12 protein-coding genes and 1 pseudogene are annotated in these 14808 nt (G+C 34.0%); 5 read left to right on the forward strand and 8 right to left on the reverse strand.

Annotated elements, in window-relative coordinates; all coding sequences use genetic code 11:
- Positions 1–69: 69 nt before the first annotated feature.
- Positions 70–1056, reverse strand: coding sequence for an oxygen-dependent tRNA uridine(34) hydroxylase TrhO (gene trhO, locus SPB_RS04130; protein WP_003104557.1), 987 nt, complete (start codon positions 1054–1056; stop codon positions 70–72).
- A 173-nt stretch (positions 1057–1229) separates the two neighbouring features.
- Between trhO and ald the strand changes: the two genes are divergently transcribed.
- Both ald and SPB_RS04140 read left to right on the forward strand, forming a co-directional pair.
- Complete coding sequence (ald, locus tag SPB_RS04135; protein ID WP_003106136.1) at positions 1230–2342, forward strand: alanine dehydrogenase; 1113 nt, start codon at positions 1230–1232, stop codon at positions 2340–2342.
- Between the two features lie 34 nt (positions 2343–2376).
- The gene (locus tag SPB_RS04140) at positions 2377–2682 is read left to right on the forward strand and encodes a hypothetical protein (RefSeq protein ID WP_003105071.1); all 306 of its coding nucleotides are present in this window, start codon (positions 2377–2379) and stop codon (positions 2680–2682) included.
- Between the two features lie 40 nt (positions 2683–2722).
- On the opposite strand, the pseudogene SPB_RS04145 reads toward SPB_RS04140, so the two are convergent.
- The 4 genes and pseudogenes from SPB_RS04145 to SPB_RS04160 form a co-directional block, all read right to left on the reverse strand.
- Positions 2723–2986: pseudogene (locus SPB_RS04145) on the reverse strand (PHP domain-containing protein); the annotation flags it as partial.
- Positions 2987–3058: 72 nt separating this feature from the next.
- Positions 3059–5326, reverse strand: a complete 2268-nt coding sequence (gene glgP, locus SPB_RS04150; protein WP_003103394.1) for a glycogen/starch/alpha-glucan family phosphorylase — start codon at positions 5324–5326, stop codon at positions 3059–3061.
- Between the two features lie 15 nt (positions 5327–5341).
- Positions 5342–6850, reverse strand: coding sequence for a 4-alpha-glucanotransferase (malQ, locus tag SPB_RS04155; protein ID WP_003103752.1), 1509 nt, complete (start codon positions 6848–6850; stop codon positions 5342–5344).
- Positions 6851–6944: 94 nt separating this feature from the next.
- Positions 6945–7964 carry a LacI family DNA-binding transcriptional regulator gene (locus SPB_RS04160; protein WP_003104360.1) on the reverse strand — a complete coding sequence of 340 codons (1020 nt, stop codon included), beginning with the start codon at positions 7962–7964 and terminating at the stop codon, positions 6945–6947.
- Between the two features lie 221 nt (positions 7965–8185).
- Between SPB_RS04160 and SPB_RS04165 the strand changes: the two genes are divergently transcribed.
- The 3 genes from SPB_RS04165 to SPB_RS04175 all read left to right on the forward strand — a co-directional run bounded on the left by SPB_RS04165 (position 8186) and on the right by SPB_RS04175 (position 11750).
- Complete coding sequence (locus tag SPB_RS04165) at positions 8186–9442, forward strand: extracellular solute-binding protein (protein ID WP_003103989.1); 1257 nt, start codon at positions 8186–8188, stop codon at positions 9440–9442.
- A gap of 110 nt (positions 9443–9552) precedes the next feature.
- Positions 9553–10914, forward strand: a complete 1362-nt coding sequence (locus SPB_RS04170; protein ID WP_003104634.1) for a carbohydrate ABC transporter permease — start codon at positions 9553–9555, stop codon at positions 10912–10914.
- Complete coding sequence (locus SPB_RS04175; RefSeq protein WP_003106005.1) at positions 10914–11750, forward strand: sugar ABC transporter permease; 837 nt, start codon at positions 10914–10916, stop codon at positions 11748–11750. The genes SPB_RS04170 and SPB_RS04175 overlap by 1 nt, the downstream gene beginning before the upstream one ends.
- A gap of 162 nt (positions 11751–11912) precedes the next feature.
- Here the strand turns inward: SPB_RS04175 and SPB_RS04180 are convergent, their stop codons facing one another.
- The 3 genes from SPB_RS04180 to dltC all read right to left on the reverse strand — a co-directional run bounded on the left by SPB_RS04180 (position 11913) and on the right by dltC (position 14803).
- Complete coding sequence (locus SPB_RS04180; RefSeq protein ID WP_003103120.1) at positions 11913–13196, reverse strand: alpha-amylase family glycosyl hydrolase; 1284 nt, start codon at positions 13194–13196, stop codon at positions 11913–11915.
- Between the two features lie 100 nt (positions 13197–13296).
- The gene (gene dltD / locus SPB_RS04185) at positions 13297–14571 is read right to left on the reverse strand and encodes a D-alanyl-lipoteichoic acid biosynthesis protein DltD (RefSeq protein WP_003103357.1); all 1275 of its coding nucleotides are present in this window, start codon (positions 14569–14571) and stop codon (positions 13297–13299) included.
- Positions 14564–14803, reverse strand: coding sequence for a D-alanine--poly(phosphoribitol) ligase subunit DltC (gene dltC, locus SPB_RS04190; RefSeq protein WP_003104265.1), 240 nt, complete (start codon positions 14801–14803; stop codon positions 14564–14566). The genes dltD and dltC overlap by 8 nt, the downstream gene beginning before the upstream one ends.
- Between the last annotated feature and the right edge of the window lie 5 nt (positions 14804–14808).

A 14808-nucleotide genomic window follows, 5' to 3' on the forward strand; every position in this document is an offset into this window, starting at 1 on the left:
TTCTTACAAGACAAAATATTCTCTATTATACCATAGCAAAATAAAAAAAATTCGGTTTCCCGAATTTTTTCAAACTGTTTCTAAAGCTGGTAATGTTTCACCAATTGCTTCTAATCGACTAGCCCATTCTTCACGGCTAAGTCCATTTTCAGTAACATAGCGATTTTTTTCATGTGCGCGGCATTCAGCTGAACAGCCACGTACATATTTGGCTTCATTTTCTTCACTGGCAAAAATTTGCTTATTACAAAATGGATTAGCACAATTCACGTAGCGTTCACAGGGTTGTCCATCAAAGTAATCTTTAGCGACCACAGTAGGATTGACATGATTGATTGGCACTGCAATTCGTTCATCAAAGACATACATGGCACCGTCCCACAATTCCCCTTGAACCTCAGGATCTTTACCATAAGTAGCAATTCCACCATGTAGTTGGCCAACATCTTTAAATCCTTCACGGACCATCCAACCAGAGAATTTCTCACAGCGTACACCGCCTGTACAATAGACAACCACGCGTTTTTCCATGAACTTCTCTTTGTTATCGCGAACCCATTGGGGTAAATCACGGAAATTACGGATATCTGGACGAATTGCTCCGCGGAAGTGACCTAAGTCATACTCATAATCATTACGCGTATCTAAAACCACAGTCTCGTCATCTAGCAAAGCCTCCTTGAATTGACTTGGTGACAAGTATTCACCTGTAGTTTCCAAAGGATTAATATCGCTATCAAAATCTTCGTCTTCTAAGCCTAGATGGACAATTTCTTTTTTGTAACGAACAAACATTTTCTTAAAGGCTTGCGCATCTTCTGTATCTTCTTTAAACCATAAATCGGCAAAGCGTTCATCTGAATGAACCCAATCCATATATTTTTGAGTTGTTTCAAAATCACCTGAAACAGTACCATTAATTCCTTCATCAGCAATCAAAATGCGACCTTTAAGACCGATTGATTTACAAAATTCAAGGTGTTTAGCTGCATAAGCCTCAGCATCTTCAATGGCAACATATTTGTAATAGAGTAAAACTCTAATTTTTTTAGACATAATATCTCCTATAATAAAAAAACTTTGGTTCTATTATAGCTAAAAAGAGTAAGAGCTAGCAAAGTATTAGCTTGAACTATTTTTCACATAATAAAATTAGCATACTTATGTTTACTTTTTGACTTAAATTGAGAAATGTGAAAAAATAATATTAGAAAAGAGAGGGGTTTCATATGATTATTGGGATACCAAAGGAAATTAAAAACAACGAGAATCGTGTAGCTATTACACCTTCCGGCGTGCTTACTCTAACTGAGAACAATCATGAAGTATGGATTGAAACTCAGGCTGGACTTGCTTCAGGTTTTTCAGACCAAGAATATCAAGAACAAGGTGCAATTATTAAATCCAGTCCTGAGGAGACTTGGCAAGCAGATATGGTATTGAAGGTTAAAGAGCCACTACCATCTGAATACAAATACTTTAGACCAGGATTAATCCTCTTTACTTATTTACATTTGGCTCCAGCACCTGAGTTAACTAAAGCCATTATGGATAGTAATATAATAGCTTTAGGATATGAAACACTAGTCGACAATAATACACTCCCTCTTCTCAATCCAATGAGTGAAGTTGCTGGACGTATGGCGACTCAAATTGGTGCTCATTATTTAACTAAAATTGAAGGTGGATCAGGAATCTTACTTGGTGGTGTTCCAGGTGTAAGTAAAGGCCATGTTGTCATTGTGGGAGGCGGTAACGTAGGTGTTAATGCCGCTCAGATGGCAGTTGGCTTAGGAGCACGGGTAACTATTCTAGATATCAATCCTAAACGTTTAGCTGAGTTGGATGCCATGTTCTCTGGTAAAGTACAAACCCTTATGTCCAATAGCTTGAATATAGCTAATAGTGTTCGGGATGCTGATTTAGTTATTGGTGCTGTCTTAATTCCTGGTGCACGTGCTCCAAAACTTGTCACTAAAGAAATGATTTCAACTATGCGGGAAGGATCCGTTGTTATTGATGTGGCTGTGGACCAAGGTGGTATTATTGAAACTGCTGATCGAACCACTACCCATGATGAACCAACTTATATCATTGATGGCGTCGTTCATTATGCCGTAGCAAATATGCCGGGAGCAGTTGCAAGAACGTCAACTATTGCCTTAACAAATGCAACATTAAAATATATTTTAGAGCTGGCAAACAAAGGTTTCAATAAGGCAATTAATGAAAGTCAACCCTTACGTTCAGCATTGAATGTCTATAAAGGCACTATAACAAATAAAGCTGTCGCTAAATCACTTGATTTAACATACCAAGAGCCAAATAATATTTATAATTAAGAAAATATGTTTTACTATTACTAAAGGAGAAAAAATGACTTACGAATTATGTTTAGAATATGGTACTTATCCATTAACCGTTGAGGATGCACAATTAGATCAAGACAATGAAATTCCAGATTTTATTAAAAATGATCAAGACTTATTGGATAAATTAGACCGTATCAATACTTTATTCCATGAATTATTTCTCACAATTGAATGCCAATTTCATTATATAGGTCATGAATATCCAGGAAAACGTCAAGAGATTGCAAAATTATATGATGACATAATTACTACATTACAAAATAATTATGCTGATCAGGATATTATCATTCGCAAATTGTTAATTCATTAATCAAAAAAGCAACTAAGATTTCTCTTAGTTGCTTTTCTTATAAAAAATTTATAATTTCAGCTTCACGGGGTTGGTAGTAACCAATTTCAATCCCTTTTTTTAGTCGATTGTCATATTTTTGGTTCAAATCATCAATTGTTCTTGAATAATTGTCATAATCTGGAACATCATCTCTACTAGTTTCAGGATTCGACATGTCAAAATGTTCAGTTGTTATAATTTCACCATCAGATACTTTTAAATAATCTTCGAAAGCTGCAGTTGAATCGTAAGAAAAATAAGTGTGTAAATGATTGTCTCTCATATTCGATACCTCACAATAATATTATATCAAACAAATAAATAAAGGTTGGAAAATTTCCAACCTTTATATTTTTTAATTTTCTGAATGCCAAATTTCTTGGTTATATTGTTCAATTGTTCTGTCTGATGAGAAAAATCCAGCTTTACCAATATTGTTCACAACTTTAGTCATCCATAGGTCCTGATCTTCATAATCGTTAATCATTTTTTCTTTAACTTCAATATATTCAACTAAGTCAATTAATGTCATAAACCAATCTTTAACAACAAGTTCTTTATATAAGCGAGCCAAGCGTTCGCCATTACCAAGTTGCATCATTTCAGGGCTAATAATAAAGTTAACCGCATCTTTGATTTGAGGATGAGCATCGTAGTAAGATTTTGGAACATATCCACCATCAGCATAAAGATTGATAATAGTATCAGAATCTTTACCAAAAGTATAAATATTATCCACACCAGCTAATTCCGCAATTTCAACATTAGCACCATCCATTGTACCAAGTGTTAATGCTCCATTTAACATAAATTTCATATTACCTGTTCCAGAAGCTTCTTTAGAGGCTAATGAAATCTGTTCTGAAATATCAGTTGCAGGAATAAGATGCTCTGCCACAGTAACATTATAGTTTTCAACTAGGTGAACATTTAAGAAAGGACTAACTTCTGGGTCATTATTAATCAATTCTGAAAGACAAAGAATTAAATGAATTATATCTTGTGCAATAACATAAGCTGGGGCTGCTTTACCACCAAAAATAACAGTAATTTTGCGTTTAGGTAGGTTGCCCTTTTTGATTTCCAAATATTTATGAATGACATAAAGAGCATTCATTTGTTGACGTTTGTATTCATGGAAACGTTTAATCTGTGTATCGATAATAGAGTTTTCATCTAATTCAATACCTTTATTTTCCTTCAAATAACGTTTCAAGGCTAATTTATTATTAAATTTTATCTCTGCTAATTTTGCATGAACTTCTTTATCATCAGCAAAAGCTAATAATTTTTCAAGTTTACTTGCATCAGTGAGATAGTCATCTCCAATTAAATCTTTGATATAAGCAGCCAAATCCTGGTTAGCAAATTCTAACCAGCGACGGAAAGTAATACCATTTGTTTTATTGTTAAATTTCTCTGGGTATAATTGATAGAAAGCTTTCAATTCACTGTTTTTAAGAATTTCTGTATGCAATGCAGCCACGCCATTAACGCTTGTTGCAAAGTGAATATCCATATGAGCCATATGTACACGACCTTCTTGGTCAATAATCTGAACAGAAGAATCATTATTTTCTGATGCAATTAAATCATTTAATTTCTCAATGATTGTTACCAAGTGAGGAACTACTTCATTTAAGTATTCCAAAGGCCATTTTTCTAAGGCTTCTGCTAAGATTGTATGGTTTGTATATCCAACCATTTGTTTCACAATTGACACTGCAACTTCAAATGTCATGTCATACTTTTCAGTTAATAAGCGGATTAACTCAGGAATGACCATTGAAGGATGAGTATCATTGATTTGTACATAAGCATATTCAGGCAAATCAAGAAGATTTGAACCACGTTGGATGGCTTCATCAATTAATAACTGAGCCGCATTTGAGACCATAAAGTATTGTTGGTAAATACGTAATAACTCGCCATTTTTGTCCGAATCATCTGGATAAAGGAATAGTGTTAAGTTTTTTGCAATTTCAGTTTTATCAAATGAAATACCATCCTTGATTAATCCATAATCAATACCATCAATATCAAATAAATTCAGATAATTCTTTGTATCGCGTTTATATCCAAGGACATCAATTCGATCCAGACGTGATTTCAAAGTGAAATTTTTAAATGGTACATCATATGAAATCTCAGTTGGAACTAACCATGAATCTTTTTCAATCCAAAAGTTTGGTTCTGCTTCTTGTTCATTATGATTGAAAACTTGTTTAAAAAGTCCACAGTGATAATTTAAACCAACACCTTCGCCGTTAATCCCAAGACTTGACATTGAATCAATAAAACATGATGCTAGGCGACCTAAACCACCATTACCTAAAGAAGGTTCAAGCTCTTCATCTTCAATTTCAGCTATAGACTTACCAACAGAAGAAAGTTCTTCCTTGACCTCTTGATAAATTCCAAGATTAATAAGGTTATTTGATAATAATTTACCAATTAAAAATTCTGCAGATATATAGTAAACTTTGCGTTTAGCAGTATTCTTTGATTTTCCACTTGCTTCTTCTTTAACGAAATTTAAAAGTGAAATATAAAGTTCTTTATTACTTGCTTCCGCAAGTGACTTCCCTAGATTAGATTCCGCATAAGTTGTAAAAGTGTTCATGTATTCCTCTTTCAATTATTTTTCTTTATTAGCATTTGCTCTTCCATAAAGGTCAGTTAAATGGATAAGATATTCTTTATGAGCTTCAGTTAAATCTTCTTCTAACATCCGCCATTGCCAGTTTCCTCCAAGTGTATTTGGAATGTTCATTCGGCTGTCAGCTTCTTTGTCAAGCAAATCTTGCATACATAAGATTGCTGTATCTCCAACAGATGCAAAAATAGTTCTTAACATTGCTTCTGTAATAGTTTCATCTGCTGCACGACTAATATAAGCTTCTGCGAAACGTGCTTGTTTCACAGTCATATTTTCATACCAACCATTAACTACTTCATTATCATGAGTACCTGTATAGACAATACAATTAGTATCATAATTATGAGGTAAATCAAAGCTTTGGCTGATATGATCAAATAAACCAAATTGAAGAATTTTCATACCTGGAAAGCCAGTAGCTTTCAAGAGTTTTTCCGCTCTTTCGTCGATATAACCTAGGTTTTCGGCAATGATTGGTAGATCTCCTAGTTCATCACGAACAGTTTCAAATAAAGCTAGACCAGGAGCAGATTCCCAGTGGCCATTTCTTGCTGTAGTGTCACCTCCAGGAATTTCCCAGAAATCAGAAAAGCCTTTAAAGTGGTCGATACGAACTTTGTCATAGAGTTTAATGCTTTCTTTAATACGATAAACCCACCATGAAAAATTAGTTTTTTCATGTTCTAACCAATTATAGATAGGATTACCCCAAAGTTGACCATCTTCGCTAAAACCATCAGCAGGTACGCCAGCAATATAAATTGGTTTTTTATCAGCATCAACTTTAAATAGTTCAGGCATAGTCCAAACTTCCACACTATCAGCTGAAACATAAATCGGCATGTCACCAATAATTTCAATACCGTTGGCATTAGCATATAATTTCAATTCTAACCACTGTTGATAAAAGAAAAATTGACAAACTTTATGATAAGTAATCGCTTCTTCTAATTTATCACGGTAGAATTCAAGAGCACTTTCCTCACGTTTGATGATTGATTTATCATCCCATTCTTGTAACGCTTTATTACCAAAGTACTCTTTAATAGCCATAAATTCAGCAAAATCCCTAACCCATTGTGCTGATTTCTCGAATGTTGACAGTTGTTTTTGACCATCCTTACTAGCCATAAAGTTTCTCACAGCAGTTTCGAGGATTGGACGACGTGTGTTAAAGATTATAGCATAATCAACTGATTCTGGGTTATCACCAAAATTTACGTCCTTGTAGTCATCTTCACTAAGGTAACCAGCTTTTGTTAAATTATCAAAATCAATAAAGTGTGTGTTTCCTGCTACTGCAGAAAATGATTGATAAGGTGAATCACCAAAACTTGTCATTGATAATGGTAGAATTTGCCAATATGATTGTTTTGTATCTCTTAAGAAATCAACAAAGTTGAAAGCTGATTTCCCAAATGTTCCAATACCAAATTTCCCTGGTAATGAACTGATATGCATTAAAATGCCACTTGCTCGCTTGCTCATAATTTCTCCTCACAATATATAACTATAAGGAAATTATAGCGCAACCGTTTGCGTAAGTCAATAAAAAAAACAACATTCTTTGTAAATGCTGTTTTTATTTTGAAATATTTCGTACACTTTCTCTTTCTTTCAGTGTAAATGGTACAAATATTTTTTGACTGAGGGTTGATTGTTTGGAACTGATTATTTCCATTAATTGTTTAAAACTTACAATACCTAAATTTTCTACATTGATATCAAAAGTAGTTAGATAAGGATGGACTAACGTTGCATAAGTTGAATTATTGAATGTGATAATTGAAATATCATCTGGTACTTTTAAATCATAGTATGATAAGAGCTGAGTTACACGGACAGAAAGGATTTCTCCTATCACAATTAGTGCTGTTGCCTGAAATTCTTTTATTGTTTCCATCAAATTCTCAACAAGCACTGGATTTTTACGATCAAATAATAACATCGTCTTATTATCCAAACCTAATTTCATACAACCTTTTAGATACCCCATATACCGTTCTGAAGCTACTTCCGAAAGTAAATCATCAGTTATAAATAGAATCTTTTTATGTCCTTTTTCATAAAGATAATTAACTGCTGACTTGGCCATTAATTGATTATCATTATCAATATATGTAATCTTATTTTCAAAACCTTCTGGTGCTCCTACAATAACAAATGGTATGTTATTTGACATTAAATATCGTCTAACTGGGTCTTCTTGTTCTGAATAAAGGATAATAAAGCCATCTACTCTTTTTTGAAGATGCATCAATTTAACCTGCTCCTCCAAATCAGTAACAGTCATACCTGTTGCAATAGAGACAGTAAAGTGATTAGCCTTCGCTTCATTTGTAATTGTCGATAGAATTTGCATAAAAAATGGTTCACTGAGCCGATCTTTAAAGGTAATTGGTGGAAATACTAAACCAATATTTTGAGTCAATCCACTGGCAAGCATTTGCGCAGCTACATTTGGCACATATCCTAAATCATTCATTGCCTTTCTAACTTTATCCTTTGTTTTTTGAGAAATAGAATGATTATCTTTCAAAACTCTGCTTACTGTTGAAGGGTTAACTCCTGCCTTAAAAGCCACATCTTTTATCGTAACCATTTATTACTCCTTTCGATTTATTTTTCGTGATTATTTTCATTTAATACTATTTTTTTCCATTATACAATTTTATGAGTAAATTGCAATATAAAGTAAAATAGAGTATATAAATATCATAACAGACAAATAAATGTTATTAATTTTAAAAAAGCTATTGACATTTCTTGCAAACGGTTGCATAATAAGAGTGTAACTAATATTCATCTCTAGGAGGAGAAAAAATGAAAAAATCTACTTTGAAGAAGCTACTTGTTAGTTCTGCAGTATTAGGGTTAACAACTGGACTTGCTTTAACAAGTACTTCTCAGGATACTGTTCAAGCTGCAGGTAAAAAAACTACCGTTAAATTGTGGGTTGGATCTAACGCTAAAAAATCTTACGTTGGCACTATTAAAGCCTTCGAGAAAGAAAATCCTGGTGTAAAAGTTAAAATCATCGAAACTGATGATTCAAAAACTCAAGAAACATTGAAAAAAGACCCAAGTAAGGGTGCTGATGTTCTTTCACTTCCACATGACCAATTAGGACAATTAGTTGAATCAGGAATCATCCAAGAACTTCCAGAAAAATATACAAAAGAGGTCAAATCTACTCAAACTGACCAAGCAATTGCTGGTGCTCAATATAAAGATAAAACTTATGCATTCCCATATGGTATCGAATCATTAGTTCTTTACTACAACAAATCTAAATTAAGTGCTGAAGATGTTAAATCTTATGAAACTATTACTTCAAAAGGTAAATTCGGTGGTAGCTTTAAAGAAATGGACGCATACTATACTGCACCTATCTTCATGACTGCTGGAGCTCATTTATTTGGTCCTGAAGGTGAAGATGTTAAAGGTACGAACTGGGGTTCTGATGCTGGTGTTAATGCTCTTAAATGGATTTCAGCCCAAAAATCAAATCCAAACTTTGTTCAAGCTGATGCAGGTTCAATTATCTCAGAATTTGGTAAAGGTAAATTTGATGCTGTTGAGTTAGGCCCTTGGAACTACGATGCTGTTAAAGAAGCAATCGGAGAAAAAAATGTTGGTATTGCAACTTACCCAACAATCAACATTGGTGGTAAAGACGTTCAACAAAAAGCATTCTTAGGTGTAAAACTTTATGCAGTTAACCAAGCACCTGCTGGTGGAAATACTAAACGTATCGCAGCTAGCTACAAACTTGCAGCTTACATGACAAATGCTAAAACACAAGAATCTTCTTTCAAAGCTGAAGATCGTCGTGTGATTCCTTCAAATAAAGAAGTTCAAAACGCTGACTATGTAAAATCTAATGAACTTGCTCAAGCTGTTATTAAAATGGGTTCTTCGTCAGACTATACAGTAGTTATGCCAAAACTTTCACAAATGTCAGTATTCTGGCCTGAGTCTGCTGCTATCTTAAGTGATACTTACAATGGTAAACTTAAAGAATCAAGCTACCTCAAGAGATTACAACAATTTGATAAAGATATTGCGAAAGTTAAATAAATTTATCTTTTAATTGTGCGAGGTTAGGTGAAACCTGACCTCGTATTTCTTTTATGTTTTCAATAAAGGAATATCAAGAGAGAGATAGTGATATAAATAAAGGATACACTATGATAAATAAACAACCTTATGAATCAGTTTCAATGAAAGAGGTTTTTTCAAAAGGCAATCTAATAATTAAATTATCATTCTTAATTATGGGACTAGCTAATTTACTAAACCGGCAAATCATCAAAGGATTATTATTTCTTGTTACTGAGATATTATTCCTCATTAGCTTTTTTACACAAATTATACCTGCTCTGAAAAAAATTATTACACTTGGAACAAAAACTCAAGGGGTACAAACAAAAGTTATTGATGGCATTAAGATGCAAGTCGTTGTCAATGGTGATAACTCTATGCTTATCCTCATTTTCGGTTTAGCTGCAATAATTTTTTGTTTACTTTTTGTTTTCATCTATTGGACTAGCCTAAAGAGTACTCGTAAAATTTATCTTCTTAAAAAAGAAAATCAAAAAATCCCAAGCTTCAAAGAAGACTTTATGACTTTGACACATGAGCGATTCCATATGACCCTAATGGCCATTCCTATGCTTGGTGTTCTATTGTTCACAGTACTTCCACTACTTTATATGGTTAGTTTAGCTTTTACCAGCTATGATCATAAACATATGCCACCAAAATCACTATTTGATTGGGTTGGTCTAGCAAACTTTGGGAATGTCCTTAATGGACGGATGGCAGATACCTTCTTCCCAGTATTGTCTTGGACTTTAATCTGGGCCGTGTTTGCTACAGTAACTACTTTCTTCTTTGGAATTATTTTAGCCCTTTTAATTAATACTAAAGGTCTTAAATATAAAAAAGTATGGCGTACATTATTTGTCATTACAATGGCCGTTCCTCAGTTTATCTCTTTATTAATTATGAGAAATCTCCTAAATGACCAAGGTCCAATCAATGCACTATTAATGAATTGGGGGCTTATCAAATCAGGCCTTCCATTCTTAACAGACCCACTTTGGGCAAAATTCTCTATAATCATTGTCAATATGTGGGTAGGTATCCCAGTAACAATGCTTGTTTCTTCTGGTATCATCATGAACTTACCACAAGAACAAATTGAAGCTGCTGAGATTGATGGCGCAAGTAAATTCCAAGTCTTCAAATCAATTACTTTCCCTCAAATCCTATTGATTATGACACCAACATTGATCCAACAATTTATTGGTAATATCAACAACTTCAACGTTATTTATCTTTTAACTGGTGGAAATCCAGTTAACTCAAACTACTATCAAGCCGGTTCAACAGACCTCTTGGTAACCTGGTTATATAAATTAACTGTTTCCGCAGCAGATTACAACTTAGCTTCCGTAATTGGTATCTTAATCTTTGTTATCTCAGCTGTCTTTAGTTTATTAGCCTATACGAGAACTGCATCATACAAAGAAGGAGTTGTTAAATAATGAAAAAGAAAAATAACCTTAATTTAACTTTTGTCTATATCCTTCTAACTGTTCTTGCTATCATCTGGCTCTTCCCAATCGTTTGGGTTGTACTAACTAGTTTCCGTGCTGAAGGTGGTGTTTATGTTGATTATTTCATCCCTAGACACTGGACATTTGAAAACTATACGCGATTATTTACCAATGATTCATTCCCATTCGGACGGTGGTTCCTAAACACTTTAGGTGTTGCGACTGCTACCTGCATCATTTCAACATTTATCACAGTGGCGATGGCCTATTCACTTAGTCGGATTAAGTTTAAGCACCGCAATTCTTTCCTAAAAATTGCTCTTGTCTTAAACATGTTCCCTGGTTTTATGTCAATGATTGCTGTTTATTACATCTTAAAAGCTTTGAACCTTGACCAAACTTTATTAGCACTTGTGCTAGTATACTCTTCCGGTGCAGCTTTAGGATTCTATATTGCTAAAGGATTCTTCGACACTGTTCCTTATTCACTAGACGAATCAGCGATGATTGATGGTGCGACACGCGCAGATATTTTCTTCAAAATTACTCTGCCACTCTCAAAACCAATTATTGTTTATACCGCACTGATGGCCTTCATGGTGCCATGGATGGACTTCATCTTTGCTCAAGTTATTCTAGGTGACATGACCAGCAAGTACACTGTAGCTATCGGTTTATTTACAATGATTACGAAAATCAATATTTACGAATGGTTCACTGCCTTCGCTGCTGGTTCCGTTATCATTGCAATTCCAATCACCCTCTTATTTATGTTCATGCAAAAATATTATGTAGAAGGAATCACTGGTGGGTCAGTAAAATAATTCTGACATGCTATATCAAAAAAAGGCTATCCTCGGATAGCTTTTTTCTTTTTCATTTGGAATGGATGGCTCAGATTAACAAAAAAGCAGACTGATAAAGCCTGTCTTCTTATTTAATCCTATTTTGGTCTTAGCGCAGCCATTCTCAAAAATGAGACTAGCCTAAAGACTAATCCAAATTGGGGTCTGACTTAAATCAACTTTCCCATCAGTAACAACTACTGTTTCATCTGTCAGTTGATTGATATAATTGCCATCTTCCAAAGGTAGATCAGTTTCACCTGTTCTGCCTTTGAATGAGAAAACTCCCACAGTTTCAACTTTGTCTGAAAAGTAGGCAATCACAACTGAATCAGTCTCATCAGATGCTTGTATTTCATAATTTGCATCAAGTGAGAGACCTTTTTTTAAGGATGCTAATTTTGTTATATAGTCAGAAATGTTATATTGACCATCCCAAGCAACTGTTCCTGTTTCAAATAGACTAGGTTCTACAGCGTCACAAACTTCTTGTCCATTATAGATAAGTGATGTGCCTTTTTGGAAGAATTCAAATGCAGTCCATTGTCTTAATTGTTCATGATTTGTAACTAATGAGGCAATCCGTTTAGTATCATGATTTTCAAGATTACGAAGCTTAATGTAATTTGCTGGGAAGATTAAGTCTTGTTGGCTAAGTGCTTCTGCATATCGAGTTAATGGAATTTTTCCTTGGAGATAGTTATCAAAGAATCCTCTCATATCGTAATCGTAGGTAATATCAAATACTTGGTAAACTTCAGAATCACTATGTGCTATCAAATTACGGTTTCTTAATTCTCTTAGGAAGCCAAAATCAATTGATTCTGATAACCAAATGTGATCTGGATTGATTTCACTTACAGCTTGCCGAGCTTGATTCCAAAATGTCATTGGCACTAATGGAGCAACGTCACAACGGAAACCATCAACTCCTTTTTCAGCCCACATCGTTAACGTAGCAATCTGATAATTCCACAAGTCTTTATTAGCATAATCTAAATCAATAATGTCTGTCCAATCTCCAACTCTGTTTCCAAAGCTTCCATCCTCTTTATGATAAAACCATTCAGGATGTTCTTGGACTAATAGGGAATCTGGAGAGGTATGATTAAAGACAATATCGATCATCACTTTCATTCCTCGATTATGGATTTCAGATACTAGATGTTCAAAGTCAGCCATAGTTCCGAACTCAGGGTTGATAGCACGGTAATCACTAATTGCATAAGGTGACCCTGCTATACCTTTTCGATTAACTTTTCCAATTGGATAAATTGGTAAGAACCAAATAATATCTGTCCCTAAATTTTTTATACGATCCAACTCTTTTTCAACAGCTGCAAAAGTTCCTTCATCTGAGAAATAACGTGTGTAAACACAATAAATGAGTTTGTTTCTCAATTCCTTATTCGTTTGAATTGCCATCTTGTCCTCCTATAATATTAATCAATCTATTATACTATATTTCAACTCAATTATGCAATCGATTGCGTAGAATTTGTTAAAGAATATAATAAAACCAAAACTATTTTACCGTTTTGGTTTTCATTTCTTTATAAGTTAAATTAGCCCATTCTTTAGTATAGAAATAACTATCAATATCATATTTTACTTTAGTGGTTTGTGTTGCTAAAAATGGTTGAACTTGCTTATCGAAAGCTAACCAGCCATTCCACCCTAAATGAATTGTATCATTCATAAAATAAGGTTTACCACCATCCTGGCTTAAATCAGTGATATTATTAAAACCCTGAGCCTGTAATTGGAATTTTATCTTTTGAACTGCGTCTTGATATTTTTGTAAATCTAAACCTGTATAAGCAGCCCACTCTTTATTAACAGGCGTAACAACAAACATTACATCTATATTTTTCTTAGCAAACTGTGACAATACTAATTGAAAATCGGTATACTCTGGAGAAATAATATAGGATTCTTTAGATTGAAAGCCTTTTAAACGTTTCATATTCTTAGCTATACGACCAGTAAAAAATGTATTGCTAATTTTGAATGGATTGTTTGAAGTTGCTATCTGTCCACGACGATCAGCAAGTTTATTCAAAGTTTCATATGAAAAATGCTTTGGTAGCCCTTTTGTTCTTGGATAAATTTTATCTTGATAGGATTTTGAGTAAGACAGGTGACTAAATAGTACTTCTACTTTCTTGGATAAATAAGCTGAACTTTTAAGATAACTGAGTTTAACCTGACTGATTGGTTCACCTTTACTGATTTTCTTTAAGTAACCTGAGTAAACAACACTTGGATTTAATATGAGCAAACGTTGAGCAGCAATATGAGCTTCTTCATCCTTGGGATTTGCTTGTAAAATAAAATCAATAACTTGGGTATTGGACAAATATTTTTGAACAGCCTGACCATCAGTCCCTTGACTACTAAACCACTGTGGAGAAATAACAAAAACTGCTTTTTTGTTTTCCATATATGGCGTCATATGTTGGAGACCAAAATAATGTGATAAACTTTGCGTACCACGTTTCCCAACTAAGTAGGGAATATAATTGCGATGATATTTTTTTGCTAGTACTGAAGGATGCATGCTATCCATTCGACTCCATTCACTAGAGCCAAAAAATGGGACAAAATTTTTCTTTTGATCAGTGAAAGCTTGTGTCTTTATTTCCCCATTTTTAAAGGAATTATCAGTTAAGGATACTGCATTTTCTCGTTCCTGTTTAAAAGAGAGTTTTAGATGTGAAGGAAAACTTAATAGGGTAATGACCACTAAGCTCAATGCTAAAATTACTGGCCCTAAAAGATGCCAAAATTTCTTAAGCATTTTGAAGTTCCTCTACACCTGCGACAATTTTATTTACAGTATTCCAGTCTTCACGTCCAAATTCTGAGATGGGCACCTTAATATCAAAAATATTTTCAAGTTCCACGATTAACTCTACGGTGCCTAAGCTATCTAACACGCCAGCATCAAATAAATCTTCGTCTAAAATATCAGATACGTCCTCCATAAATAGACGATCAAATAGGTTAATAACAGTTTCTAATGTATTCATTTTGT

Source organism: Streptococcus parauberis NCFD 2020 (genome assembly GCF_000187935.1).
In the GTDB taxonomy this organism is placed as follows: domain Bacteria; phylum Bacillota; class Bacilli; order Lactobacillales; family Streptococcaceae; genus Streptococcus; species Streptococcus parauberis.